This is a genomic window from Novosphingobium sp. G106, assembly GCF_019075875.1.
Lineage (GTDB): Bacteria > Pseudomonadota > Alphaproteobacteria > Sphingomonadales > Sphingomonadaceae > Novosphingobium.
In genome coordinates, this window is sequence record NZ_JAHOOZ010000001.1 from 2,210,698 (window position 1) to 2,234,651 (window position 23,954).

Genomic DNA, 23,954 nt, shown 5'->3' on the forward strand with positions numbered 1-23,954 from the left:
TAAACTGCCCGGGAGGCTTCCCTTTTCTCCTTGCCAGAGTTATGGCGCGCCGAAATCTGAGCGACAGGAAGTGGAAGCCCCTGGCCCATGGCGAAAGAAGAACTCCTGGAAATGCGGGGTACGGTGGTGGAGCTTCTGCCCAATGCCATGTTCCGAGTAAGGCTGGAAAACGATCACGAAGTGCTGGGGCACACCGCCGGCAAGATGCGCAAGAACCGCATCCGCGTGCTGGTCGGCGACGAGGTCCTGGTCGAGCTGACCCCTTACGACCTGACCAAGGGCCGCATCACCTACCGCTTCATGCCCGGCCGCGGCGGCCCCGGTTCCGGCCCCTATTGAACACTGAAAAGGAGTTGCGGGCATGAGCGCGCTAATGCTCATCCTCGCTTCCGCCAGTCCGCGACGCCGCGAGCTCATCGCCCGCCTGGGGATCGAGCCTGCCGGCATCGCCGCCGCCGATATCGACGAAACCCCGCGCAAGGCCGAAGTCCCCCGCATCTACGCGAGCCGCATGGCACGCGAGAAGGCGGAAGCCGTGCCGAGCGAAGGTGCGCATGTCCTCGCCGGCGATACCGTCGTCGCACTGGGCCGCCGCATCCTGCCCAAGGCCGAGGACGAAGCCACCGCGCGCCGCTGCCTGGAACTGATGTCGGGTCGCCGCCACCGCGTGCTCTCCGCCGTCGCACTGAAAAGCCCCGACGGCACCCTGCGCGAGCGGCTGTCGGAAACCATCGTCCGTTTCAAACCGCTCTCGCGTGCCGAGATCGACGCCTACATCGCCGGCGGCGAATGGCACGGCAAAGCCGGCGGCTATGCCATCCAGGGCGCGGCCGAGGGCCTGATCGCCTGGATCCAGGGCAGCCATTCGGGCGTCGTCGGCCTGCCGCTCTACGAGACGCGGGCGCTGCTCAAGGCGGCGGGATTCTCCATTGCCTAAGATCGCTGGGCCTGAGTGGCTGATCGAGGAAGGGATTGGCGAACATCGTGCGATCCTTTCCGCGGGCGGCGCAATTCTGGCGGCGCGGCTCGACTGGCCGGGCAAACTGACGGCGGGACAGGTCGAGGACGGGGTCCTGATCTCGCGCGCGACAGGCGCGAAGCGCGGCACGCTGCGATTCGCCTCGGGCGAGGAAGCGCTGGTCGATCAGCTCCCCAAGGACGCCAGCGAAGGCGCACCGCTCCGCGCCTTGATCACCCGCGCGGCTATCGCCGAGACCGGCAGGCTCAAGCATGCCCAAGCGCGGCCGACGAACGACAAGCCCCGCCCTGCACCGACGCTCGCCGAGCGGCTGCGCACAGAAGAACAGAGGGTACGCGTGGTACGGCGTTTCGACGAAGACTGGGACGACCTCTTCGCCGAAGCCCTGACGGGCGAAATCGCGTTCAACGGCGGCAACCTGACGATCAGCGCCACGCCCGCGATGACGCTGATCGACATCGACGGGTCTTTGCCCCTGGCCGCCCTCGCCCAGGCCGCGATCCCCGCTATCGCCGCGACCATCCGCCGCTTCGACCTAGCCGGCTCGATCGGCATCGATTTCCCGACCTTGAGCGACAAGGCCGACCGCCGTGCCGCCGACGAAGCCCTTGCTGCCGCGCTCGCCGGCTGGCCGCACGAACGCACGGCGATGAACGGCTTCGGCTTCGTCCAGCTCGTCGCCCGGTTCGAACGCCCATCGCTGCTCCACCGCCTGGCCCGCGATCCCGCCGGCGCGGCCGCCCGCCACCTGCTACGCCGCGCCGAGCGGCTCGACGGCGCCGGCGCCTTGCTGCTGGCCGCGCACCCTACGGTGATCGCCGAGATCAAGCCCAAATGGCAGGATGAACTCACCCGCCGCACGGGCCGGCAATTGCGCTGGCAGAGCGATCCGGCGCTTGCGCCGACGGGCGGCCATGCCCAGCTAGTGGACCTATGATGACCGCCCTGAAGAAATGCCCGATCTGCCGCAAGCCCCGCGTAGAGGAGCACGCGCCCTTCTGCTCGGCCCGCTGCCGTGACCGCGACCTGCTGCAATGGCTCGAGGACGGCTACGCCCTGCCCGGCCCGCCAGCCGATCCCGACCGCGATCCCGAAGCCTGACACGAAAAAGGCATGATTCCCGCTTGCCAAGCTCGCCCTGCTTCGTCATAGGCGCGCTTCCAATCGCTCGCCGGTCCCTTCAGGACTGCCGCAGCAGCGATGCCCGGGTAGCTCAGTTGGTAGAGCACATGACTGAAAATCATGGTGTCGGCGGTTCGATTCCGTCCCCGGGCACCATAACCGGTTTGCCCAGCTAACGACGCTAGCCACATCTGGAACATCGGCGACTCACCTCACGCACTGCGGTCCCATAAGGCCGCGTCGGTCAAGCCGCGTGTACCGCAGGCACATGGCGCCGCGCCGCGACAGCGGATATCCCGACCTCAAAGAAACAACGCCACCGGGAGAGCGATGATGGCGATCGACATAGCCGATCTCGAGGCGCGGCTGGGGCGCCTTGAGGACATCGAGGAAATCCGCCGGCTGCGGATGCAGTATCACTACGTCATCAACGAAGGTCGCTCGGAAGAGACGGCCGCGCTCTACACCGACGACGCCTATGTCGAGTACGAGGGCGTCGTCGTGGCGAAAGGCCGGGCGGAATTCAGCCGCGCCATTCCGAGCCTGTCGCGGCGGCTGACCTTCATCAAACAGTTCATCAGCAACCACATGGTCGAGGTTGACGGCGACGCGGCAACCGGCGTGGCCTATCTCGACGCGCGCTATGCCCATGACGGCAAGAGCATCATGGCAACCGCGCGCTTCTCGGAAAAGTACCGTCGCACGGCCGACGGCTGGCGGATCAGTGAGATGATCTGCCGAACCTATTTCAACGTGCCGATCGAGCAAGGCTGGGGCAGCGAGGGCCTCCAGAATTTCGTGCCGTTGACCGAAGCCGAGATCGTCGCGGGCGAACGCCAAGCCGCACAGAAATAAGCGGCCAAATGCGGGGGGGCGACAGCGATGGACAAGGCGAAGCGTCTTCTACGCCTGCTCTTCGGCCTGGCCCTCGCGGCATCGATTACCGCCTGCGGCCGCACCGCTCCGGCCGATCCTACGGCGACCGGCGATCCCGACAACTGGCCGTCCTGGGGGCGTACCGAGGGCGAGCAGCACTACAGCCCGCTCGACACGATCGACACGGGCAGCGTCGCCCGGCTCGGCCTGGCCTGGCACTACGACCTGCCGTCCGAGAACACGCTGACCGAGCCGCTCGAAGTCGACGGCAAGCTTTTCGTCACCACCGGCCATTCCTTCATCCGCGCCTTCGAAGCGGCGACCGGCAAGCTGCTCTGGGAATACGATTCGCACACGCGCGAGGTCGCGGGCCTGAACCTGCGGATGGGCTGGGGCACCAAAGGCATCGCCTACTGGAAAGGCCGGATCTTCCTCGCCACGACCGAAGGCAGGATCATCGCGCTCGACGCCAATAGCGGCAAGCAGATCTGGATGCAGCGCGACTTCGATCCCAAGGAACTGCGCTATATCAACGGCGCGCCGCGGGTGTTCGACGGCAAGCTGGTCATCGGCCACGGCGGCGCCGACATCAGCGCGATCCGCGGCTATGCCACCGCCTATGACACGGTCACGGGCAAGCGGCTCTGGCGCTTCTACACCGTGCCGGGCAACCCGGCAGTCGATCATGACGAGACCACGCGGATCGCTGCCCGGACCTGGAATGGCGAGTGGTGGAAAAACGGCGGCGGCGGGACCGTCTGGGGCGCGTTCAGCTATGATCCCGAGCTCAAGCTGATCTATATCGGCGTCGGCAACGGCTACCCCTATAACCAGCGGCTGCGCAGTCCCGGCGGCGGCGACAACCTGTTCCTCGCCTCGATCGTCGCGGTGGACGCGGACACCGGCAAATACGTCTGGCACTATCAGGTCTGCCCCGGCGAACAGTGGGACTGCACGGCGACCCAGGACATGACCCTCGCGACGCTGAATATCGGAGGCAAGCCACGCAAGGTGCTGATGCAGGCGCCGAAGAACGGCTTCTTCTATGTGCTCGACCGCAAGACCGGCGAACTGCTTTCGGCCAAGCCCTTCGCGCGCGTGACCTGGGCGCGCGGCATCGACATCAAGACCGGCCGTCCGATCGAAAACCCGGGCATTCGCTACGGCGGCAAGCCGGGCATGTTCGAGCTGTGGCCGGCGATCCGCGGCGCGCATAGCTGGCTGCCGCAATCCTATAGCCCGCGGACCGGCCTGGTTTACCTGCCGGTCATCGAAGGCGGCGCCTTCATCGGCGACGATGGCGTCGATATCGATAGCGAACGCAAGGCCGGCGGCATGGGCGTCAAGCTCGTGCCCAATCCGGCGCTGCCGGGCGGGCATCGCAGCTTTCTGAAGGCCTGGGATCCGGTCGCCCAGAAAGCCAGGTGGACCGTAGCCCTGCCCGGCGACTGGCCTGGCGGCACGATGGCAACGGCGGGTGATCTCGTCTTCCAGGGCCGGATCGACGGCAAGCTGGTCGCCTACGACGCGCGGAGCGGCAAGGAACTGTGGTCCTACCAGACCGGCACGCCGGTGGTGGCCCCGCCGATCACCTTCCGCGTGGCCGGCAAGCAATATGTGACCGTGCTGACCGGCAGCGGCGCATCGGGCGGCGGCGTCTTTTCCGCGGGGGATGCCGGCTATCGCACCGACTACCGCATGCCGCGCCGCGTGCTGACTTTCGTGCTCAACGGCAAGGACAAGCTGCCGGCGAGCGCACCGCTACCGCTGCAGGCACCAGTCGACCCAGGGTTCCGCTCCAACCCTGCGCTCGAAGCGAAAGGGGCTGCGGCCTTCGCCGGCATCGGCTGCATCGTCTGCCACGGCATCAACGCGATCGGCGGCGGATCCGCGCCGGACCTACGCACTTCGCCCGTCCCAGCCGACGGACAAGCAATTCGCGCCGTGCTAAAGGGTGCACTCGTGCCGAACGGCATGCCGGCCTATCCCGAGCTGGCCGACGACCAGATCGAAGCGATCCGCCAATACCTGCGCGTGCGCGGCCGTCAGCTCGGCCCATCGACAGCGAGCGAAGCTGCGAAGGGCAAGTCCTTCGACGGGGCCTGGAACCTCACAGTCGGCACGCCGGACGGCACGGAAGCGGCGACCGCGACCTATCGGATTGCGGGCGACAGCATCACTGGCCAGCAGATCGCCCCCGATGGCCCGGTCGCCATTGCCGGCACGGTGCATGGCAACCGCGCGACCTGGTCGGGCCAGGTCTATCTGCCCTACCCCGTCACGCTTCGGTTCGACGTAACACTCGAAGGCGACAGCTTCCGCGGCACGGTGAATTCATCCCCGTTCGGCACCTGGCCGGTCTCGGGCAAGCGCCGCTAAACAGGAGAGTACGATGATTTCGAAGGACAGATACGGCCCCTGGGCGTTGATCGCGGGTGGCTCGGAAGGCATCGGCGGCGCTTTCGCCGAGGAGATCGCGCGCGCCGGGATCAACCTCGTACTGCTGGCGCGCCGGGCAGAGCCGCTGGAAGAGATAGCCGAACGCATCCGCGAGCAAAGCGGGGTAGAGGTGTGCACGCTCGCTCTCGACCTGACCGCGGCCGACATGCTCGACCGGATACGCAGCGTGACCGATCCGCTCGAGGTCGGGCTGCTCGTCTACAATGCGGGCGCCGACAACGGCTTCGACGCCTTCCTCGATCGCAAGCTGGAGGACTGCCTCCGGCTGATCCGGCTGAACGCGATCGGCCAGGTTTCGTGCGCGCATCATTTCGGGCAGGGAATGGCAGCGCGCGGGCGCGGCGCGATCATGGTGGTCGGGGCGATGTCGGCCTATGCCGGGGCGCCGAGCCACGTCACTTATGGCAGCTGCAAGTCCTTCGCCCTGACCTTCTGCGAGGGGCTGTGGTGGGAGCTCAAGGGCAAGGGTGTCGACGTGGTCTACGTCTCCGCCGGGGCAACCGCGACGCCCGCGATGGACCGACTGGGGATCAACGACGATCCGGACCGGTACCAGCTGTCCGACGATCTGGCCCAAGGGGCACTCGCAAACGTCGATAATGGCCCGCTCTATGTCCCGCCGCACCTACGGCCGCTGTTCGAAAGGCTCCAGATCATCGACCGCGGCGAAGCTACGCAGCGGATGGCGGATTTCCTGCACAGTTACACCAAAGCCCCCACTCTCGCGGCCGGAGGCGCCAGGCCGTTCGACAGTCCGGCATGACCCAGGCTGCACGCCGTTCCACATGATTATGATAATCGCTCGCAATAAGGTTGACACTGCGAGAGACTCGCAATAGCAGCCCCCCTCATATTCAGTGGGGGTACATGCTCATGCGCAAGCTTTCGTCGGCCCAACCGGCCTTTCTCGCTCTCTCCTGCGTAGGGTTCCTTACGTCCGCTCCGGCTCTCGCAGCCGACACGGGCACCGGTGATGCCGACACGGGTTCCAGCGCGAGCGCGGGCTCCAGCACAGTCGGCGAAGACGGCCGCACGATCATCGTCAACGCGCAGAAGTCCGAGCTCGAGCTGGAATCGCCCAAGACGATCACGACGCTGCTCGACACGCCGCAGACCGTCACCGTCATCAGCGACCAGGTGCTGCGCAAGCAGAACCTGCTGACGCTGCGCGACGCGCTGCAGACGATCCCGGGCATCACCTTCGGCGCCGGCGAAGGCGGCGGCGGCTATGGCGACAACATCAACCTGCGCGGCTATTCGGCCAGCAACGACCTGACCATCGACGGCGTGCGCGACAGCGCGCAGTACACGCGCAGCGATCCGTTCAACCTGCAGCAGATCGAGGTCTACAACGGCGCTAACTCGGTCTATTCGGGTTCCGGCTCGGTCGGCGGCACGATCAATCTCGTGTCGAAGGCGCCGCAGAAGGATAATCTGACGATCCTCAACGCGGCGGTCGGCACCGACAACTATTACCGCGGCACCATCGACAGCAACTACCGCGTCAACGACCTCATCGCGGTGCGCCTCAACGCGATGGTCCACCGCAACGACGTTCCCGGCCGCGACGTCGAGAAGTACAAGCGCTGGGGCGTGGCACCGGCGATCACGATCGGCGTCGACAGCCCGACCAACCTGACACTGGCCTACTTCCACCAGCACGACAACAACACGCCGATCTATGGCGTTCCCTACTTCAAGAACGAGATCAACAACGGCCCGCTCGCCGAGATCGACGACAGCGACTATTACGGCATCGTCAACCTCGACAAGCAGGTGACCGACGTCGATCGCGTCACCGCGACGTTCAAGCACAGCTTCAGCGATCACGTCTCGATCCGCAACCAGACGCGCTATCAGCGCGTGGCGCAGTACAGCCAGACGAGCGCGCCGCAGGGCACGTTCTGCCTGACCGCGACGGGCCGCCAGCCAGTGCCGACCAGCCCGACCAGCGGTGTCGGCGCTGCCTGCACGCTGACCATCGCAAACGTCGCGCTCGCAAACGGCGGCTTCGGCACGTCGCCGACGATCACCGTGGCACCCGGCTTTTTTCAGCCGAACGGCCCGCGCGGTCTCGTGCGCGACCAGCTCAATACGCTGTTCTACAACCAGACCGACCTGCGCATCGAAAGTGGTGCCAAAGGCGGCTTCCATAACACCCTGGTGGTCGGCGGCGCGCTGACCTGGGAGGACTATTCGATCACCAGCGCCTCGCTGGTGCGCAATGCTGCTGGCCAGGCGCTGGTGCTGCCGCAGATCAGCATGGCCAATCCGAACACGGTTTATACCGGCCCGGTCAATCTCACGGTGACGGCACAGTCCAAGTCGGAAACGTTCAACAAGGCAATCTACGCGTTCGACAACCTCGTGCTCAACGACATGTTCGAGCTCAACGGCGGTGCGCGCTGGGAAAGCAACAAGGCGACCTTCCGCCCGGTGCCGCTGGCCGTCTATCCGCCCGGCACGCCGCGGCCAGCGGCTAACGAGTTGCTGCAGCAGAGGTCGAGCGAAGACCTGTTCTCGTGGCGCGTCGGCGCGGTGTTCAAGCCGATCAAGAGCGTCAGCATCTATGCCGCCTTCGCCAATTCAAAGACCCCGTCCTCGTCGACGGTGCGGCTCGGCTGCACTAGCGGCACGGGCGCAACCTTTGTCAACTTCTGCAATGTCGCGCCCGAAAAGGCGAAGAGCTACGAAGTCGGCATCAAGGCGGATGTCCACGGCATCCAGTTGACGGCCGCAGTCTTCCGTAACGAACGTACGAATTTCCGTGTTCCTTCGAACGATCCGAACCAGCCCGCCGGGCTCCAGGTGCTCGACGGCAGGTCGCGCGTGGACGGCGTTGCACTGGGCCTCACCGGCTATATCACGCCGCAGTGGCTGGTCTTCGGCAACTACACGTACCTCAACGGCCGGGTGCGCCAAAGCCAGTCGAACGATTGCATCGCGCGGCCCGACGGTACCGTTACGCCTGCCCGGACAGCGCTCTGCAACAACAGCGCTGCGCTTCCAGACCCGCAGGCTGGCGACCGCCTGCAGCAGACACCCGAGCATTCGGGCAGCCTCTTCACCTCGTACAAGTTCCCCTTCGGGCTCGAACTCGGCTATGGCCTGACCTATCAGGGCAAGTTCGCGCTGCACCAGCGGACACTGCTGGAACGCAAGCAGTTCTATTCGGACGGCTACATCACCCAGCGTCTGCTGGTGTCCTATGAGGTCCGCGAGGGACTGACTGCGCAGATCAACGTCCAGAACCTGTTCGACAAGCGCTACTACACGGGCATCCGCAACAACGTGAACGCCACCACTGGCGTGATCGGCGGTGGCTGGGCGACCCCCGGTGAACGACGTTCGGTAGTCGGCAGCATCTTCTACAGCTTCTGATCGCAGGGAACTTCGCGTAGTGAAACCGGATGGCGACGCTTGAGATCGAGACCCTGAGGGCAATGAGCGCGGAACAGCTTTCCGCGTTGCTCGCCCCGGGCAGTCCCGATCGCGTCGCCGCCATCCGGCTGACGGCCGAAGCCGGCCATGCCGATGCCCAGGCGGCGCTCGGGCAGATGCTGCTCGACGGGCGGGAACTGCCGCAGGATCAGGCCGCCGCGATCGGCTGGTTTCACAAGGCGGCCGAACAGGGCCACGCCATGGCGGTCAACATGATCGGGCGCTGCTTCGAACTCGGTTGGGGCGTGCCGGTCGACAAGGCCCGCGCCGCGCAGTGGTTCAAGGCCGCGGCCGACCGCGGGCTCGACTGGGGCCTCTACAATTACGCCAAGATGCTCGCCGAGGGCACGCACCTCCTAGAGGACAAGCCCGGGGCGCTGGCGCTGCTGCGCAAGGCGGCGGGCATGGGCCACGCCAAGTCGATCAACCTCGTCGGCAGCTTCTACGAGGACGGACTGGTCGTGGCGAAGGACCTGGCCGCCGCCGCCGAGCATTACCGCCTGGCAGCCGAAGGCGGCGATTTCCGCGGCTGCTTCAACCACGCCCGCATGCTGATCTACGCCGGCGACATCGAGGGCGCGCTGCGCTGGATCGGCCGCATCCGCGAGAGCGCGACCCCCGCTTTCATCGCCAAGACCGAAGCCTGGCTGCACGCCGCGCCCGACACAGCCCTGCGCGACCGGGGCATCGCCGCGCTGCACGGTTTGCGCTAAGGCCGCGTCCATGCTGCTCGAAATTCCCGCCATACTCGACGCCGCCACGCTCACCCGCCTTCGCACGGTGATCGACGCGGCAGAATGGATTGACGGCAATGCCACCTCGGGACACCAGTCGGCACTCGCCAAGCGCAACCGGCAACTGCCTGAGGAAAGCGACGCCGCGCGAGAGGCTGGCGCCATGGTGCTCGAAGCGCTCGGCCGCTCGCCGCTGTTCTTCGCCGCGGCGCTGCCGCTCAAGATCTTCCCGCCGCTGTTCAACAGCTACGAGGGCGGCGAGGCGTTCGACGTCCATGTCGACAATGCCGTGCGCATCCAGCGCGGCAGCGAGTTCCGCCTGCGCAGCGACCTGTCGGCAACTTTGTTCCTAGAGAATCCCGAGGCCTATGACGGTGGCGAACTGACGATCGAGACGCAGTTCGGCGCCCAGACGGTCAAACTGCCCGCCGGGCACATGCTGCTCTACCCCTCGTCCAGCCTCCACCGCGTCGAGCCGGTGACGCATGGTCGGCGCGTGGCGAGCTTCTTCTGGATCCAGTCGATGGTCCGAGACACCGAAGCCCGCCGCACCCTGTTCGAGCTCGACACCGCGATCCAGACGGTCGCGCAGGACCGCGGGCAAGACGACGCCGCGGTGATCCAGCTCACCGGCGTCTACCACAACCTGCTGCGGCGCTGGGCGGACAGCTAAGCCGCCCGCCCTGGCCGGCAATCAGCCGACAACTTCCAGAGTCATCGCATAGGTATCGCGGCGCTGCGGCGGCGTGACGGCGCGTGGGCCTTCTCCTCCACCCGGACCACCGGCAGCCGGCGGCGGGCCGGCTCCCTCGGGCGGCCGCGGCGGCGCCGAGGTGACGCTGACCCAGTACATGCCCGGCTCGGGCCAGGTGATCGTCACCTTGCCCTGAGCATCGGTGACGGCATCGATCTCCTTGAGGCCGGCGCGGTAGCGGATGCCGCCGGGGATCGCGACCACGGGCAGGCCCGCCGCGGGCTTGCCGTCGAGCAGGAACTGGAAGGTCGCCTTCTCGCCCACGGCGAGGTCGTTCGGGTGCGTTACCGGCACCATCTCCAGCCCCTTGCCAGTCGGCGCGAAGACGCCCTCGGTCGGCTGGCCGGCCGTGGCGAAAGTCTCGAGCCGCAGGTTGTTCGGCGCGGTCCAGAGTTCGGTCGCGCCCTGCGGCACGGCGGTCGCCAGCGTCGCTTCGGTGGTGCCGCGCGGCAGCATCTTGCGCTCGCCTCCCAGCAGGTAGCTGCCCATGATCTGGCTGGTGAAGACCGCGATCTTGTAGGTGCCCGGCTTGGTCATGTGCACGTCGAAGGTCGAGCGCAGCTTGCCCGAGGCGCGGTTCTCGACCGCGAAGGTCGTGCCGTCGGGGGCATAGGCCACCGGCTCCCAAGGCTGGGCCGGGTGATCGAAGAAGTAGAGATCGGTCGAGATCGCTGCGTCGACCGTCATCCAGTCGTCGCCACCGCCGCTGAACATCGTGTCCGAAGGCAGCATCCAGGCGCGCGGCGCGGCCTCGGCGCCCGGCGCGGCGAAGACCATCGCCGCGGCCATCGCCAGCAGCGCCTGCCGGCGAAATCTGTTCATCGCCTGCTTGTTCATGATGCCCCTCACCGCTGCACGGTCAGGTTGACCGCACCCAGCTCGAACTGGCCGGTCGCGCGTCCGCTGACGCGGCCGCCCGTCCAGTTGAACGGCACGCGCACCGCCTCGCGACCACCGGCCTCGCGGGCGGCCTCGATCACCAGTGTATAGGCGCCCGGCGCCAGGGTGCCGACCGGTAGTGCAATCCGCTGCGGCCCCGGTGCACGCGTCGCGCCGCTGACGCCGTCGGCCGGGAACTGCATCCCGCGGCCAGATTCGCGCCACCAGGTGCGAATGTCGCGCAGCCACTTGGTGCCGCCGTTGTTGCGCTTGCCCTGGTCATACCAGACCGAGAGCGTACGCGCCGGCGATCCCGCCTTCTCCAGCCAGATCGCCACGTAGGGCTTGTGATATTCGGCGACGCTCATCCGCGGCAGCGTCAGCGCCACGTCCAGTGTGTCCGCATGAGCAGGAACGGCGAGCGCGCCGGCAGAACCGAGCACCGCGCCGGTGAGAACGATGCGGCCGGAAATCACGAGAGGCGAATGAGGCATGGGGCGGACTGCTCCTGGCACAGAAAGGGCTGATCTGATGCGCAACGCGATATCGCGAACGATTCGCAGTTGCAACGCCCCGTCTGTATCAGATTGTCGTCACCAGCGAACGCCTTCCTCCTTGGGCTTCCATTCGTATGGGCGTTCGTAGGAGGGGTCTTCCTTGCTCCACAGGCCCTTGAGGAAGCCCTTGACGTTCTTCGAGTGGATCCAGGTGCCGTCGCAATCGGCGGTCGTCTCGATCGTGCAGCGGCGCACGACGATCCGCCATTCGCCGTTGCGCTTTTCCAGCCGGTCGAGATAGCGGCCGATGGCGATCGTCGTGCTCTTGCCGTCGAGCCAGTAAAGTCCGCCGATCACGTAGGATTCGCAATTGGCGACATCGCCATCGAGGTCGCAAATGTGGTTGGTGATGTTGTGGCTGGTCAGGTTGAAATTCATCGAATGGCCAAGATTGGCCTTGTCCGGATAGTCCGGCGCGAAAGTCACCACCGCGCCGTGCTCGTCGACGCCGTCCTCCCACCAGCAGCCGGCGATCTGCTCGACATCCTGCCGGTCGCGCGCGCGGCTTTCGCGTTGAATGCAGTCGAGGATGTCCTGCCGGTCCTTGAGATAGGTCACCGTGGCACGCAGTTCGGCCAGTTCCTGTTCGAGACTCATCGCATCCTCCCTTTATGATTCTCAGCCTGCTACCAGACTGACGAGCACGAGAGAAGGCGTTACAATCCCTCGCCGATCGTCATCAGGCTGGCATTGCCGCCCGCGGCCGCGGTGTTGGTCGAAATCGCGACTTCCTCGAGCAGCCAACCGAGCACATAGCCGCCGTCAGCCGCGAGCTGCAGCGACACGATCGGCCCTTCGCGCGCGGCCAGGGCCTGCGCGCAGACCGAAACGTCGTCGGGATGCTCGACCAGCACAGCGGCGAGGTCGGGCTCGGCAAGCGCTGCCTTGGACCAATCGGCCGTCGATGAACCGTCGAGCCAGTCACGCCGAGCATGACCAGTGGCGATCACCGCTCGGTTGCCGGTGGCTTCCACTGCCGCGAGCTGCGCCCGCAACCCGGCCTCGGTCCGCGCCAGCAAGGCAATGCGCCCTCGCGGGTGGCAGGCATAGACGTTCCGCTCGCCGACCGGGCCATTGAGTTCGACCTCGCTGCCGACCTGCAGTCCGCTGGGTTGCGGGTTGCTCACCAGCTGCGTCAGGTAGAGCGGTCCACCGGCTTTCGGGCCGGTGCCCGACAGCCCGCGCCCACCGAACGGCTGCACGCCGACGATCGCGCCGATCACGTTGCGGTTGACATAGATGTTGCCGACCCTGACCCGGCGTGTGACCCGCTCGATCGTCTGGTCGAGCCGCGTATGCAGGCCGAAAGTCAGGCCGTAGCCCGTCGCGTTGATCGCATCGACCAGGGCGTCCAGCCGGTCCGTGCGGTAGCGGACGACGTGAAGCACGGGGCCGAACACCTCGCGCTTCAGCTCGGACACCGCGCCGATCTCGATGATCGTCGGCGGGACGAAGCTGCCCTGCGCCGTGGCAGTGCCGAGCGCGAGTTGGTGGACCTTGTGGCCCACCGCGCGCATCGCCTCGATATGGCCGACAATGTTGGCCTTCGCCTCCTCGGTAATGACCGCGCCGACGTCGATCCGCAGCGCCTCAGTGTTGCCGACACGCAGTTCCTCCAGCGCGCCCCTGAGCATCGCCAGCGTGCGGTCGGCGATCTCCTCCTGCAGACAGAGCAGCCGCAGCGCCGAGCAGCGCTGGCCGGCGCTGTCGAAAGCCGAGGCCACGGCGTCGGCGACGACCTGTTCGGTCAACGCAGAGGAATCGACTATCATCGCGTTCTGTCCGCCGGTTTCGGCGATCAGGGGGGATCGGGCGGCCATCCGGTGCGGTCCTGACGGCAAGCTGCTTCTGGATCAGCCGCGCGACTTCGGTCGAGCCGGTGAAGACCACGCCCATCGTCTCGGACGCACCGACCAGCGCCGCGCCGATTTCGCCAGCGCCTGTGACGAGTTGAAGCACCTCGGCGGGAATACCCGCCTCGTGCAGGATGCACACCGCCTGCGCGGCGATGAGCGGCGTCTCCTCGGCCGGCTTGGCGAGCACCGTATTGCCAGCCGCCAGCGCCGCCGCGACCTGGCCGGTGAAGATCGACAGTGGGAAATTCCACGGACTGATGCATACCACCGGGCCGAGCGGCTTCTGCCCTGCCCCGATCGTCCGCCGCGCCTCGGCCGCGTAGTAGCGCAGGAAGTCGATGGCCTCGCGCACTTCGGACACGGCATTGGCCGCGGCCTTGCCCGCCTCGCGGATCGCGAGGCCCATCAGCGTCGGCATTTCTGCCTGCATCGCATGGGCCGCACGTTCGAGCATCGCCGCGCGTTCGTCCACCGGCGTCGCCGCCCAGCCCGGCGCGGCTGCGGCGGCGCAACGCACGGCTTCGCCGGCTTCCGCCTCGCTCGCTTCGGAGACCGTTCCGACAATCTCGCGACGGTCAGCGGGGTTGCTCACCAGCCGGAACGGACCGCCCCCGCACCTCGGAGCCGCGCGCCAATCCTGAGCCGCACTCGCCGCCAGTTGATCGCCTAGTGCAGCGAGCGCGCTTTCGTCGGCAAGGTCCAGTCCCGCGGAATTGCAACGCGCGCCGAGAATGTCGGCCGGCAAGGGGATCCCCGGATGTGGCGCTCCGGGCTGCGACATCGCCCGCACTTCCTCGGCTGGATCGGCAATCAGCGCCTCGACCGGCACATCCTCATCGCCGATCCGGTTGACGAACGAGGAATTCGCCCCGTTCTCAAGCAGTCGCCGCACGAGATAGGCCAGTAGCGTCTCGTGCGTGCCGACCGGCGCATAGATCCGGCAGGGACGGTTCAGCTTCGCCGGCCCGACGACTTCGGAATAGAGCGGCTCGCCCATGCCGTGGAGGCACTGGAACTCCCAGTCCCCCGGTCGGAAGTCCGGCCCGGCCATCTCATAGACCGTCGCCAAGGTCTGGGCGTTGTGGGTGGCGAACTGCGGGAAGACGGCATCGCGGGCATCGAGCAGCTTGCGCGCGCAGGCGATGAACGACAGGTCGGTATGGACCTTGCGCGTATAGACCGGAAAGCCGCTCAGCCCGTCGACCTGCGCGCGCTTGATCTCGGCGTCCCAATAGGCGCCCTTGACCAGCCGCACCATGATCCGCCGGCCCGTATCGCGCGCAAGCGCAATAACGAAGTCGATCACCGCCGGGCAGCGCTTGCCATAGGCCTGGACGACGAAGCCCAGCCCCTGCCAACCCGCGAGCGCCGGGTCCTCGGCCAGCGACTGAAGGATGTCGAGCGACAGTTCGAGCCGGTCAGCCTCCTCGGCGTCGATGTTGAGCCCGATGTCGTACGATCGCGCCAGCACCGCCAGATCGCGCACGCGCGGCAGCAGCTCGGCCATGACCCGCTCTGCCTGCGCGCGCGTGTAGCGCGGGTGCAGCGCCGAGAGCTTGATCGAGATTCCCGGCCCCGCATAGACCCCGCGCCCGGCCGAAGCCTTGCCGATCGCGTGGATCGCGGCCTCGTAGTCGGCGCGGTAGCGCGCGGCGTCACGCGCGGTCATCGCCGCCTCGCCGAGCATGTCGTAGGAATAGGCGAAGCCCTGGGCTTCCAATGGTCGCGCGCGCTCGAGCGCCTCGTCGATCGTCTCGCCGGTGACGAACTGCTCGCCGAGCATGCGCATGGCGACGTCGACGCTGCGGCGGATCACCGGCTCGCCCATGCGCGCGACTAGCCGGGTCAGCGCCGCCGACAGCCCGCGGTCGTCGGCGCTGGACACCAGCTTGCCGGTCACCACCAGTCCCCAGGTCGCGGCGTTGACGAACAGCGAGCGGCCGTCGCCGAGATGCGCCGACCAGTCGCCATGGGCGATCTTGTCGCGGATCAGCGCATCGCGCGTCGCATCGTCGGGAATGCGCAGCAGCGCCTCGGCGAGGCACATCAGCGCGACGCCTTCCTCGCTCGACAGCGCATATTCCTGGACCAGCGCCTGGACTCCGCCGCGCACCGGCTTGGCCCGCAGCTTTTCGACCAGCGACCGCGCGGTTGCCCGCACCGCCTTGCGCTGCGTCTCGCTCAGCGAGGCAGCATCGAGCAGGTGCGCAACCGCCTCGGGCTCGGCAATGCGCGTGGCCGCGGTGATCGCCCGGCGCCGGTAATCCGGTAGTCGGACGGGCGGTGCGAAGCGGGCGAACGGCGATGGCTGGTCGGGCATTGGCGCGATCATAGCAGATCACGCGCGTCTCGCTCACCCCGTCAAAGGAAGATGTCGTCGTCGAAGTCGTCGTCACCGCCGGAGCCGGACACGGCATCGCCCAGCACGACCGGCGCCGGCGCATCAGGCATGGCGAAGCGGGCCACATGGATCTCACGCTCGCGCGCCATCGTGTAGGATTTGAAGATCCGCCCGAGGATATCGTGCTTGACCGCTTCCGCGCCCTCGTCGGCGATCGGCGCAGTCCAGTCCACCTCGGCGACCAGCACCAGCATCCGCTGCAGCGCTTGGCTCAGATCGCCTTTCCCGTCGAGATCGAGCGTCGCCGAGCTGATCAGGTCGATCGCAGCGCTCGAATCCGTCAGGGCGCCGTCGAGCGACGAATTGACCGTCTCGCAGCCTGCGCCGATCGCCCTCAGCGACTGTTCGAGCATGCGGCGGATGTCGACCTGGTCGGCCAGTTCGCTCTCGTGGCGCAGCGATTCGTTGAGCGTGCCGAGATCGACCAGGTCCTTGCTGATCATCATGATCGTCTCGTTGAGCTGCCCCGAATAGCGCCGCACCTCGGTGGCGATGACGCCGATCGCCGGCCCGCTCTTGCGCGCATGCTGGCACTTGAGGCGGACGTTGACGGCGACCTGCTCGACCTCGTCGCGCAGTTCGGCGACGACGAGGATGCGCTCGTTGAGGCCGTCGAGCGCGATCAGGATGTTGCGGACGATGCCCGTTACTTCGGCATTGGTCTGGCGCAGGCGCATCGTCAGCGCCTCCACGACGTGAATGCCCTCGTCGAGGCTCTTGAGGATCGTCGAGCCGACCGAGCCGCTGTCCCCCTTCCCGCTGATTGACAGCAGGTTGCGCGCGTCATTGGCGATGCCGGCCATCGAAGCGCTGAGGTCGGCGATCTCCTTCTGCAGCGTTTCCGTCGTGTCGGTGAGCTGTTCGGCCATCAGGCCGACGACGGCCGCTTCGAGCTGCCGCGCGCTGTCGTCGTCCAGCCCACCGTGACCCAGGCGTTCCTCGAGCAGGGCCAGTCCGGCGGAGATATGCTCGATCCGCTGGCGCGCGCTGTCACCGACCTGCAGGGCGACGAGCACCGCGGCGACACGCGCTTGCACGCCGCGAGCAATGTCGGCAACCGAGGTAACGGTCTGGGCGATCATGTCCTGGTATTCGACCAGCGTCGCCGCGTCGCGCAGCAGGCGGTTGGGCGCGGCGGGCAGGACTTTCGCGGTCTCAGCGCTGAGCTGGCCCTCGACGTCCTCGACCCGCCAGACATCCTGCTTGAGCCGGCCGACCAGGTTGACCAGCGGCAACAGCTCGTCCTCGCCGGCAGACAGCTGTGCGCCGATGGAATCGACCCATTTGTCGAAAGTCGGCTCTTCCACCGCGACGATGCGGATGTTGACCGAGAGGATGCGCAGCGCCGAGAGGATCTTGCTGATCGCGCCAAGACCAGATTCGAGATGGGCTACGGTCTGACGGATGCCGACGAAGATATCGTTGCGCATTTCGCTGCGCCGGGGCAGCTCGGAGATCAGACGCGCCGCATCGGTCAGCTCGGTCACGGCCGCGCCGGCCTCATCGGCGCCGAGTGCGCCGGTCATGCCGTCGAGCCGCAGCATCAGGCCGTCGATCGTCTCGAGCATCGTGCCGAGCGTGGTCCCGGCCTCGACGAACCGCGCATCGATCCGCGAGGCTACCCCGCTGAGTTCGAGGCGGACGGTGGCAAGGAGCGCGGCGGAGCCGGGTCCGGCCACGCCTGCGGTGTCGCTTGCCATGATATTGCTGTGAAACACTGCGCTCTCCGTTCTGAATCTTATGCTGCCGCAGCTTGCAGCAATTCGCGGGCGATCGAGCCGAGCGGCGCGACGCGCTCGGCTCCGCCGCGGGCAATGGCTTCCTTGGGCATGCCGAAGACGATCGAGGTCGCCTCGTCCTGCGCGATCGTGCGCCCGCCAGCCTGCTTCATCTCGAGCATGCCGCGCGCACCGTCGTCGCCCATGCCGGTCATGATCACGCCGATCGCGTTCGATCCGGCCGCGCGCGCCGCCGAGCGGAACAGCACGTCGACCGAAGGGCGGTGCCGCGAGACCAGCGGCCCGTCCTTGATAGCGACATGATAGCGCGCGCCTTGGCGCTCGAGCAGCATGTGCCGGCCGCCGGGCGCGATCAGGACATGGCCGCGCAGAACCGGATCGCCGTGCTCGGCTTCCTTGACGCCGACTTCGCAGAGCCCGTCGAGCCGCTTGGCGAAGGCCTTGGTGAAACTCTCGGGCATGTGCTGGACGATGACCATGCCCGGCGCATTGGCGGGCAGCGCGGTCAGCACCTGGCGGATCGCCTCGGTGCCCCCGGTCGAAGCGCCGAGGCAGACGACCTTCTCGGTGGTGCGGCTCATCGCGCGGTTGGTGGGTGGCGGCAGCATCACGTCGGCGGTGAGCTTGGCCTGCGGCTCGACTTTCGCCACAATCCGCGAAGGCCGCCCGCGCACCCGCGCGCGCGCGGCTCCCTTGACCACGTCGCAGATCTCGAGGTGATGCTCGACGAGATGGTCGGCGACGCCGATCTGCGGCTTGAGGATCACGTCGACCGCACCCGCCTCCATAGCCTGGAGCAGCGTCTCAGAGCCTTCCTCGGTCAGCGACGAGCACATCACCACGGGGATCGGGCACTGGCTCATCAGCTTGCGCAGGAAGGTGATCCCGTCCATCCGCGGCATCTCGACGTCGAGCGTGATCACGTCAGGCAGCGTCTGCTGGATGATCTTCGCCGCAGCGAAGGGATCGGAAGCCGTGGCCATCACCTCGAGCTCCGGATCCTGCTCGAGGATCGAGGTCATCGTCTGGCGGACGCTGGCGGAATCGTCGATCACCAGGACGCGGGTGCGGACTTTCGGCATCAGTTCCTCCGGAAAACGGTGTTGGCGACCTGGGTTAGCGGCACGGTGAAGCCGAGGACCGATTCCGCATGGCCGAGGAAAAGGTAGCCGCCGGGCTTGAGGTTCTCGCAGAGCCGGTTGACGACCGCCTCCTGCGTGGCCTTGTCAAAATAGATCAGGACGTTGCGGCAGAACACGAGGTCCATCCCGGTCTCCACCGGATAGCGCGAGTCCATAAGGTTGAGCCGACCGAAGGCGATCGAGGCACGCAGGCTCGGTGCCATGCGGACCTCACCGCGCTTGGGATCCTTGGCCATCATCACATATTTGCGGCGCAGGTGCCCGGGGATCGGGTCGATCATCTCGACGTCGTAGATGCCGCGCCGCGCCGCGTTCAGGACATTGGTGTCGATGTCCGTCGCCATGATCTCGTAACCGGTGCGGCCGCGGCCGGCCAGATAGTCATCGAGCAGCATGGCGATCGTGTAGGGTTCGGCCCCGGTCGAGCAGGCAGCGCTCCACACCTTGATCTTGCGCGCACCCTCATCGACGAGGTCGGGCAGGATATGGCTCAGCAGATAGTCGAAGTGCTTGGGCTCGCGGAAGAAATCGGTCTTGTTGGTGGTGATCGCATTGATCAGATGCTCTTCCTCCTCCGGCCGGTCGCCCGAGAACACCACGTCGCAATAGGCGTCGAGGTCGTGCGCGCCGACCACCGCCAGCCGGCGGCGCAGCCGGCTCTCGAGCATCGTGCGCTTGTTGTCGGTGATGATGATCCCCGCGCGCTCGTAGATATGCGCGGCGACGCGCGAGAAATTGCGCTGCGAGAGATGGTCCTCGCCGATCGGTGCCGCGCGTCGCGCCTGGGCCCTGGACATTTGATCCCCTTGTTTCGTTGGAAGCAGGGCAGCGATCGCCACCCCCGCTTCAGATCAGGCGGCGGCGGACATCTGCGAAAGCAGCGCCGCATCGGACGTGCCCGAGAATATCCGCGCGACGTCCATCAGCACGACGAAGCCGGTCTCGCGGCGCACGACGCCGAGGATGTATTCCGACGACCAGCGGATGCCGATGTCGGGCGCAGCCTCGATCTGCTCGGCGCCGAAGGTGCTGACGTCGAGCACGCGGTCGACCATCAGGCCGAGGGTCAGCGCGCGGCCTTCCAGCGGCACGTCGACCACGAGGATCCGCGTGGTCGGCGTGACGTCCGCCACGGCCAGCCCGAGGCGCGCGCGCAGGTCGACCGTCGGCACCCCCTGCCCACGGACATCGGTGATGCCGAGCAGCCAGGCCGGCGCCCCGGGGATATGGAAGGTCTCGCGGTGATCCAGGATCTCGCGGACGAGATTGACCGGGATCGCAAAAGTCTCCGCGCCGAGACCGAAAGTGACGGCCTGCACCATTTCGTCCGTACCGCTCATGCTGCCTGGCTCCCGAAGTCGAGGTCGTCGTCGTCCGGTCCGCCAGTGGACAGATCGAGCGCGAAGCCTTGGGCGCGGGCCTGCTGATCGGCCACCGAATTGGCCTTCGGCTTGACCGGGGCGGGCTTCGCCGAGGCCGACTTCGCCGCGGCCTTAGGCTTCACCGTGGGCTTGGGCGTGTAGGCAGTCACGCTGCGCGCTGCCGAGCGCGCCTCGCGGCCGCCGGTGCGGAAGAACGAGATGCTGGCCTGCAGCTCCTCGGCGCGGCTGGCGAGATCGCCCGACGTGCTGGCGATCTGCTCGGAAGCGGCGGCGTTCTGCTGGGTCACCTGGTCGAGCTGCTGGATCGCCTCGTTGATCTGGGCGACACCGATGTCCTGCTCGCGGCAGGCCGCGCTGATCTCGCTGATCAGCTCGGCCGTGCGGCGGATGTCGGGCACCAGCTTGGTCAGCATCTCACCGGCCTCGGCGCCCGCAGTCATCGTATCGGACGACACGGCACCGATCTCGGCCGCGGCGACCTGGCTGCGTTCGGCAAGCTTGCGCACTTCCGAAGCGACAACGGCAAAGCCCTTGCCGTGCTCGCCGGCACGGGCAGCTTCGACCGCGGCGTTGAGCGCGAGCAGGTCCGTCTGGCGCGCGATCTCCTGGACGATCGAGATCTTCTCGGCGATCGTGCGCATGGCCGTGACAGCCTTCGAGACAGCAACACCGCTGGCTTCGGCGTCCTTCGACGACTGGCGGGCGATCTTCTCGGTAGTCGCGGCGTTGTCGGCGTTCTGCTTCACGTTCGCGGCCATCTCTTCCATCGCGGCCGAAGCCTGCTCGGCGGCGGCAGCCTGCTCGGTCGCGCCTTGCGAGACCTGCTCGGAGGTCGCCGAAAGCTCCTGGCTGCCGGCCGAGACGTTGGTCGCGGCAGCATTGGCCTCACCCACCACGTCACGCAGGCGCTCGATCATGGTGTTCACCACGTTCAGCAAGTCGCCGATCTCGTCCTGGGTGCGGACTTCGACCATGCGGGTCAGATCGCCATCGGCTACCTGGCGCAGTGCGTCACCCGCGCTCTTGAGGCCGCGCGTGATGATCAGCGAGAGATAGCCGGCGGCGGCGATCGTCAGCAGGAAGGCAACGACCCCCATGACCAGCATCGTCGTCCGTGCGGACTCGTACTGGGCCGTGGCCTCGTCGTCGGCCGCCTGCATCATTTCCTGCTGCTTCTTGACCAGCAGTTCGATCGTCTTGGTCAGCGCTTGGGCACGGGCGCGGGATTCGCCCATCGACAGCTCGGCAGCGGCCTTGCCGTCATTGGCGGCGAGCGCGCGCACCCGGTCGTTGACCGCGACGAACTCGGCATATTGATCGTCGAGCTTCGCCCAGAGCGCGCGGGTCGCTTCAGCCGGCTTGGCATTGGCTTCGTCGATCAGCTGGCGAACCTGGCCGCGCCACGTGGTGATCGACGCATCGAACTCACGCTCGAGACGCGGATCCTCGTTCATCGCGAGGTTCTTTTCGCCGCGGACGATCATGCCGATGCCGGAGTCGATCGCGCGGGCGCGATCGAGCTGCTTGGCGGGGCCGCTGATCACTGCGCTCATGCTTTCGTCGAGGCCGCTCATGCGGCTGACTGAAAGTGCGATGATCCCCGACATGATGACAAGCAGGAGTGCGAAGGTCGCAACCAGCTTGAGTTTGATTGTTGCTCGCATCTGCTTGCCTTCCGGTAAAAGCCTGAATTGCAGTCAATTCAGTTCGATTGAGGGAATTGGATCAAGAGACGGCCGGAGGTCCCTGGCCCGCGGCCGTCTCCAGAGATCAGGCGGCCTCGCCGAAGTCGAGGTCGTCCGCGTCGGGGCCGCCGCTCGACAGGTCGAGTGCGAAGCCCTGGGCGCGGGCCTGCTGGCCGGCGACCGAATTGGGCTTCGGCTTGACGGCGGCGGGCTTGGCCAGCGCCTTGTGCTTGGCCGGTGCGGCACGCCGAACCGGGGCGGCCGCAGCCGGGCGAGCAGCTTCGCGGCGGACGGTGTCCGGCGCGCCGGTGCGGAAGAACGAGATGCTGCTCTGCAGTTCTTCGGCGCGGCTGGCGAGATCGCCCGAAGTGCCCGAGATCTGTTCCGAAGCGGCAGCGTTCTGCTGGGTAACCTGGTCGAGCTGCTGGATCGCCTCGTTGATCTGGGCGACGCCGATGTCCTGTTCGCGGCAAGCGGCGCTGATCTCGCTGATCAGCTCGGCCGTGCGGCGAATGTCGGGCACCAGCTTGGTCAGCATTTCGCCGGCCTCGGCGCCCGCGGTCATCGTGTCGGAAGACACGGCGCCGATCTCGGCGGCGGCGACCTGGCTGCGCTCGGCAAGCTTGCGCACTTCCGAAGCGACGACGGCGAAGCCCTTGCCGTGCTCACCGGCACGCGCAGCCTCGACCGCGGCGTTCAGCGCGAGCAGATCGGTCTGGCGAGCGATCTCCTGGACGATCGAGATCTTCTCGGCGATCGTGCGCATGGCGGTGACCGCCTTCTCGACCGCAATGCCACTGGCTTCTGCGTCCTTCGAAGACTGACGGGCGATCTTCTCGGTGGTCGCGGCGTTGTCGGCGTTCTGCTTCACGTTGGCGGCCATTTCCTCCATCGCGGCAGAAGCCTGCTCTGCGGCGGCGGCCTGCTCAGTTGCCCCCTGCGACATCTGCTCCGACGTGGCGGAGAGCTGTTCGCTGCCCGAGGCGACGTTCTGCGCGGCGGTCACGGCCTCGCCGACGACGCTGCGCAGGCGCTGCACCATGCGGAGCAGCGAGTTACCCAGCTTGTCCTCGGCCGAGAGCGGCTTGTGATCGACGGTGAGGTTGCCCTGCGACACCTGCTCCGCGACGTCTGCAGTCGCCTGCAGGTTCGCCGTCATGGTGTTCATCATGTCGGCAAGATCGCGCGTCTCGTCGTTCGAATTCACCTGGACGGGCGGCGGCAGGTCACCGACCGAAAGCCGCTCCATCGCCGCGGTGACAACTTGGACTGGCTGGACGATACGCCGGCCGATCATGAAGGCGACGGTGGCACCGATGACCATCGACAGCAGCACGGTCACGACGACCAGCCATGTCAGCTGCGTGAACAGCGCCTTCGATGCGTCATAGAGCTTGTTGGCCTCGGCCAGCTGCACCTGCGTCAGCTTGTCGACGACGGTCGTTACCGGATCGATGTCCGTATAGAGCTCGGTCGTGCGGAACTGTTGGAGCGCATTCATGTCGCGCGTCTGCAGGATAGTGCGCAGCTTGGCCGTGGCGGCATCCGCCTTGGTCATCAGCGGCTGCGCATCGCGAACGAGGCCCGGCTCGTCGCCGCTCAGTTCGGTCGAAGTATAGGCCTTCCAGTGCTCCTGGATCGTCGCGGCGGCCTTGGTGACGCTGTCGAGACCCTGCTCGGGCGACATGTTGCCCATCTGCACCTTGTGGCTCGCGTCGACGATGTTGACCGCATAGGCATCGGATACGGCCTTGAGGTCGCGCAGCGCGACCACGCGGTCCTCGTAGATCGACTTCGTGCCGGCCACGGTCTGCTGCATGCCGTAGAAGCCGACAGCGCCGATGATCAGCATGAGCACCAGCAGGACGCCGGGGATCAGCAACAGTTTCTTGAGAATTGTCGTCCGGCCTTTCATCGCCAGTCTCCTAAAAATCTTGAATTATGTGA

At 66.8% G+C, this 23,954-nt stretch carries 19 protein-coding genes, 1 tRNA gene and 1 pseudogene; 11 read left to right on the top strand and 10 right to left on the bottom strand.

The window, feature by feature from the left end; all coding sequences use genetic code 11:
• Nucleotides 1–87: 87 nt before the first annotated feature.
• The 11 genes from infA (at nucleotide 88) to KRR38_RS10670 (ending at nucleotide 10,285) form a co-directional block, all read left to right on the top strand.
• Nucleotides 88–339 carry a translation initiation factor IF-1 gene (gene infA / locus KRR38_RS10620; RefSeq protein ID WP_217401264.1) on the top strand — a complete coding sequence of 84 codons (252 nt, stop codon included), beginning with the start codon at nucleotides 88–90 and terminating at the stop codon, nucleotides 337–339.
• 22 nt (nucleotides 340–361) lie between these two features.
• Nucleotides 362–937 (top strand): nucleoside triphosphate pyrophosphatase, encoded by a 576-nt coding sequence (locus KRR38_RS10625; protein WP_217401266.1) that lies wholly within the window; start codon nucleotides 362–364, stop codon nucleotides 935–937.
• Nucleotides 930–1,916, top strand: coding sequence for a ribonuclease (locus KRR38_RS10630; protein ID WP_254514739.1), 987 nt, complete (start codon nucleotides 930–932; stop codon nucleotides 1,914–1,916). The genes KRR38_RS10625 and KRR38_RS10630 overlap by 8 nt, the downstream gene beginning before the upstream one ends.
• Entirely contained in the window at nucleotides 1,913–2,080 is a 168-nt protein-coding gene (gene yacG / locus KRR38_RS10635; protein ID WP_217401268.1) for a DNA gyrase inhibitor YacG, read from the top strand. The genes KRR38_RS10630 and yacG overlap by 4 nt, the downstream gene beginning before the upstream one ends.
• A 101-nt stretch (nucleotides 2,081–2,181) precedes the next feature.
• Nucleotides 2,182–2,257 (top strand) — tRNA-Phe (locus KRR38_RS10640).
• 177 nt (nucleotides 2,258–2,434) lie between these two features.
• Nucleotides 2,435–2,956 carry a nuclear transport factor 2 family protein gene (locus KRR38_RS10645; protein ID WP_217401270.1) on the top strand — a complete coding sequence of 174 codons (522 nt, stop codon included), beginning with the start codon at nucleotides 2,435–2,437 and terminating at the stop codon, nucleotides 2,954–2,956.
• A gap of 27 nt (nucleotides 2,957–2,983) precedes the next feature.
• A complete protein-coding gene (locus tag KRR38_RS10650; protein WP_217401272.1) occupies nucleotides 2,984–5,356 on the top strand; it encodes a PQQ-dependent dehydrogenase, methanol/ethanol family in 2,373 nt (790 codons plus the stop codon).
• Between the two features lie 13 nt (nucleotides 5,357–5,369).
• The gene (locus KRR38_RS10655; RefSeq protein WP_217401274.1) at nucleotides 5,370–6,200 is read left to right on the top strand and encodes an SDR family oxidoreductase; all 831 of its coding nucleotides are present in this window, start codon (nucleotides 5,370–5,372) and stop codon (nucleotides 6,198–6,200) included.
• A 110-nt stretch (nucleotides 6,201–6,310) separates the two neighbouring features.
• Nucleotides 6,311–8,818: a TonB-dependent siderophore receptor gene (locus KRR38_RS10660; RefSeq protein WP_217401276.1), complete on the top strand. Its 2,508-nt coding sequence runs from the start codon at nucleotides 6,311–6,313 to the stop codon at nucleotides 8,816–8,818.
• Between the two features lie 29 nt (nucleotides 8,819–8,847).
• Nucleotides 8,848–9,591 carry a tetratricopeptide repeat protein gene (locus KRR38_RS10665; protein WP_217401278.1) on the top strand — a complete coding sequence of 248 codons (744 nt, stop codon included), beginning with the start codon at nucleotides 8,848–8,850 and terminating at the stop codon, nucleotides 9,589–9,591.
• 10 nt (nucleotides 9,592–9,601) lie between these two features.
• Nucleotides 9,602–10,285, top strand: coding sequence for a Fe2+-dependent dioxygenase (locus KRR38_RS10670; RefSeq protein WP_217401280.1), 684 nt, complete (start codon nucleotides 9,602–9,604; stop codon nucleotides 10,283–10,285).
• 21 nt (nucleotides 10,286–10,306) lie between these two features.
• Here the strand turns inward: KRR38_RS10670 and KRR38_RS10675 are convergent, their stop codons facing one another.
• From KRR38_RS10675 to KRR38_RS10720, 10 genes and pseudogenes are all read right to left on the bottom strand, one after another.
• Nucleotides 10,307–11,203, bottom strand: a complete 897-nt coding sequence (locus tag KRR38_RS10675; RefSeq protein WP_254514740.1) for a DUF4198 domain-containing protein — start codon at nucleotides 11,201–11,203, stop codon at nucleotides 10,307–10,309.
• 8 nt (nucleotides 11,204–11,211) lie between these two features.
• Nucleotides 11,212–11,739: a DUF2271 domain-containing protein gene (locus KRR38_RS10680; RefSeq protein ID WP_217401282.1), complete on the bottom strand. Its 528-nt coding sequence runs from the start codon at nucleotides 11,737–11,739 to the stop codon at nucleotides 11,212–11,214.
• 99 nt (nucleotides 11,740–11,838) lie between these two features.
• Nucleotides 11,839–12,399: a nuclear transport factor 2 family protein gene (locus tag KRR38_RS10685; RefSeq protein WP_217401284.1), complete on the bottom strand. Its 561-nt coding sequence runs from the start codon at nucleotides 12,397–12,399 to the stop codon at nucleotides 11,839–11,841.
• Nucleotides 12,400–12,458: 59 nt separating this feature from the next.
• Nucleotides 12,459–15,978, bottom strand: a pseudogene (gene putA / locus KRR38_RS10690) (bifunctional proline dehydrogenase/L-glutamate gamma-semialdehyde dehydrogenase PutA).
• 41 nt (nucleotides 15,979–16,019) lie between these two features.
• Nucleotides 16,020–17,777, bottom strand: a complete 1,758-nt coding sequence (locus KRR38_RS10695; RefSeq protein WP_217401286.1) for a hypothetical protein — start codon at nucleotides 17,775–17,777, stop codon at nucleotides 16,020–16,022.
• 20 nt (nucleotides 17,778–17,797) lie between these two features.
• Entirely contained in the window at nucleotides 17,798–18,880 is a 1,083-nt protein-coding gene (locus KRR38_RS10700; RefSeq protein ID WP_217401288.1) for a chemotaxis response regulator protein-glutamate methylesterase, read from the bottom strand.
• Nucleotides 18,880–19,737 carry a protein-glutamate O-methyltransferase CheR gene (locus KRR38_RS10705; protein WP_217401290.1) on the bottom strand — a complete coding sequence of 286 codons (858 nt, stop codon included), beginning with the start codon at nucleotides 19,735–19,737 and terminating at the stop codon, nucleotides 18,880–18,882. Before KRR38_RS10705 ends, KRR38_RS10700 begins: the two co-directional genes overlap by 1 nt.
• Nucleotides 19,738–19,791: 54 nt before the next feature.
• Complete coding sequence (locus KRR38_RS10710; RefSeq protein ID WP_217401292.1) at nucleotides 19,792–20,280, bottom strand: chemotaxis protein CheW; 489 nt, start codon at nucleotides 20,278–20,280, stop codon at nucleotides 19,792–19,794.
• Nucleotides 20,277–21,986, bottom strand: a complete 1,710-nt coding sequence (locus KRR38_RS10715) for a methyl-accepting chemotaxis protein (RefSeq protein ID WP_217401294.1) — start codon at nucleotides 21,984–21,986, stop codon at nucleotides 20,277–20,279. The genes KRR38_RS10710 and KRR38_RS10715 overlap by 4 nt, the downstream gene beginning before the upstream one ends.
• Nucleotides 21,987–22,092: 106 nt before the next feature.
• Nucleotides 22,093–23,922, bottom strand: coding sequence for a methyl-accepting chemotaxis protein (locus KRR38_RS10720; protein WP_217401296.1), 1,830 nt, complete (start codon nucleotides 23,920–23,922; stop codon nucleotides 22,093–22,095).
• Between the last annotated feature and the right edge of the window lie 32 nt (nucleotides 23,923–23,954).

What these genes read in the sequence shown, in the direction of transcription:
- KRR38_RS10680 (WP_217401282.1), bottom strand. Translation starts at nt 11,739, where the DNA reads ATGCCTCATTCGCCTCTCGTGATTTCCGGCCGCATCGTTCTCACCGGC.
- KRR38_RS10670 (WP_217401280.1), top strand. Translation starts at nt 9,602, where the DNA reads ATGCTGCTCGAAATTCCCGCCATACTCGACGCCGCCACGCTCACCCGC.
- KRR38_RS10645 (WP_217401270.1), top strand. Translation starts at nt 2,435, where the DNA reads ATGGCGATCGACATAGCCGATCTCGAGGCGCGGCTGGGGCGCCTTGAG.
- KRR38_RS10665 (WP_217401278.1), top strand. Translation starts at nt 8,848, where the DNA reads ATGGCGACGCTTGAGATCGAGACCCTGAGGGCAATGAGCGCGGAACAG.
- KRR38_RS10700 (WP_217401288.1), bottom strand. Translation starts at nt 18,880, where the DNA reads ATGCCGAAAGTCCGCACCCGCGTCCTGGTGATCGACGATTCCGCCAGC.
- infA (WP_217401264.1), top strand. Translation starts at nt 88, where the DNA reads ATGGCGAAAGAAGAACTCCTGGAAATGCGGGGTACGGTGGTGGAGCTT.
- KRR38_RS10625 (WP_217401266.1), top strand. Translation starts at nt 362, where the DNA reads ATGAGCGCGCTAATGCTCATCCTCGCTTCCGCCAGTCCGCGACGCCGC.
- KRR38_RS10715 (WP_217401294.1), bottom strand. Translation starts at nt 21,986, where the DNA reads ATGCGAGCAACAATCAAACTCAAGCTGGTTGCGACCTTCGCACTCCTG.
- KRR38_RS10675 (WP_254514740.1), bottom strand. Translation starts at nt 11,203, where the DNA reads ATGAACAAGCAGGCGATGAACAGATTTCGCCGGCAGGCGCTGCTGGCG.
- KRR38_RS10710 (WP_217401292.1), bottom strand. Translation starts at nt 20,280, where the DNA reads ATGAGCGGTACGGACGAAATGGTGCAGGCCGTCACTTTCGGTCTCGGC.
- KRR38_RS10705 (WP_217401290.1), bottom strand. Translation starts at nt 19,737, where the DNA reads ATGTCCAGGGCCCAGGCGCGACGCGCGGCACCGATCGGCGAGGACCAT.
- KRR38_RS10685 (WP_217401284.1), bottom strand. Translation starts at nt 12,399, where the DNA reads ATGAGTCTCGAACAGGAACTGGCCGAACTGCGTGCCACGGTGACCTAT.
- KRR38_RS10720 (WP_217401296.1), bottom strand. Translation starts at nt 23,922, where the DNA reads ATGAAAGGCCGGACGACAATTCTCAAGAAACTGTTGCTGATCCCCGGC.
- KRR38_RS10655 (WP_217401274.1), top strand. Translation starts at nt 5,370, where the DNA reads ATGATTTCGAAGGACAGATACGGCCCCTGGGCGTTGATCGCGGGTGGC.
- KRR38_RS10650 (WP_217401272.1), top strand. Translation starts at nt 2,984, where the DNA reads ATGGACAAGGCGAAGCGTCTTCTACGCCTGCTCTTCGGCCTGGCCCTC.
- KRR38_RS10660 (WP_217401276.1), top strand. Translation starts at nt 6,311, where the DNA reads ATGCGCAAGCTTTCGTCGGCCCAACCGGCCTTTCTCGCTCTCTCCTGC.
- yacG (WP_217401268.1), top strand. Translation starts at nt 1,913, where the DNA reads ATGATGACCGCCCTGAAGAAATGCCCGATCTGCCGCAAGCCCCGCGTA.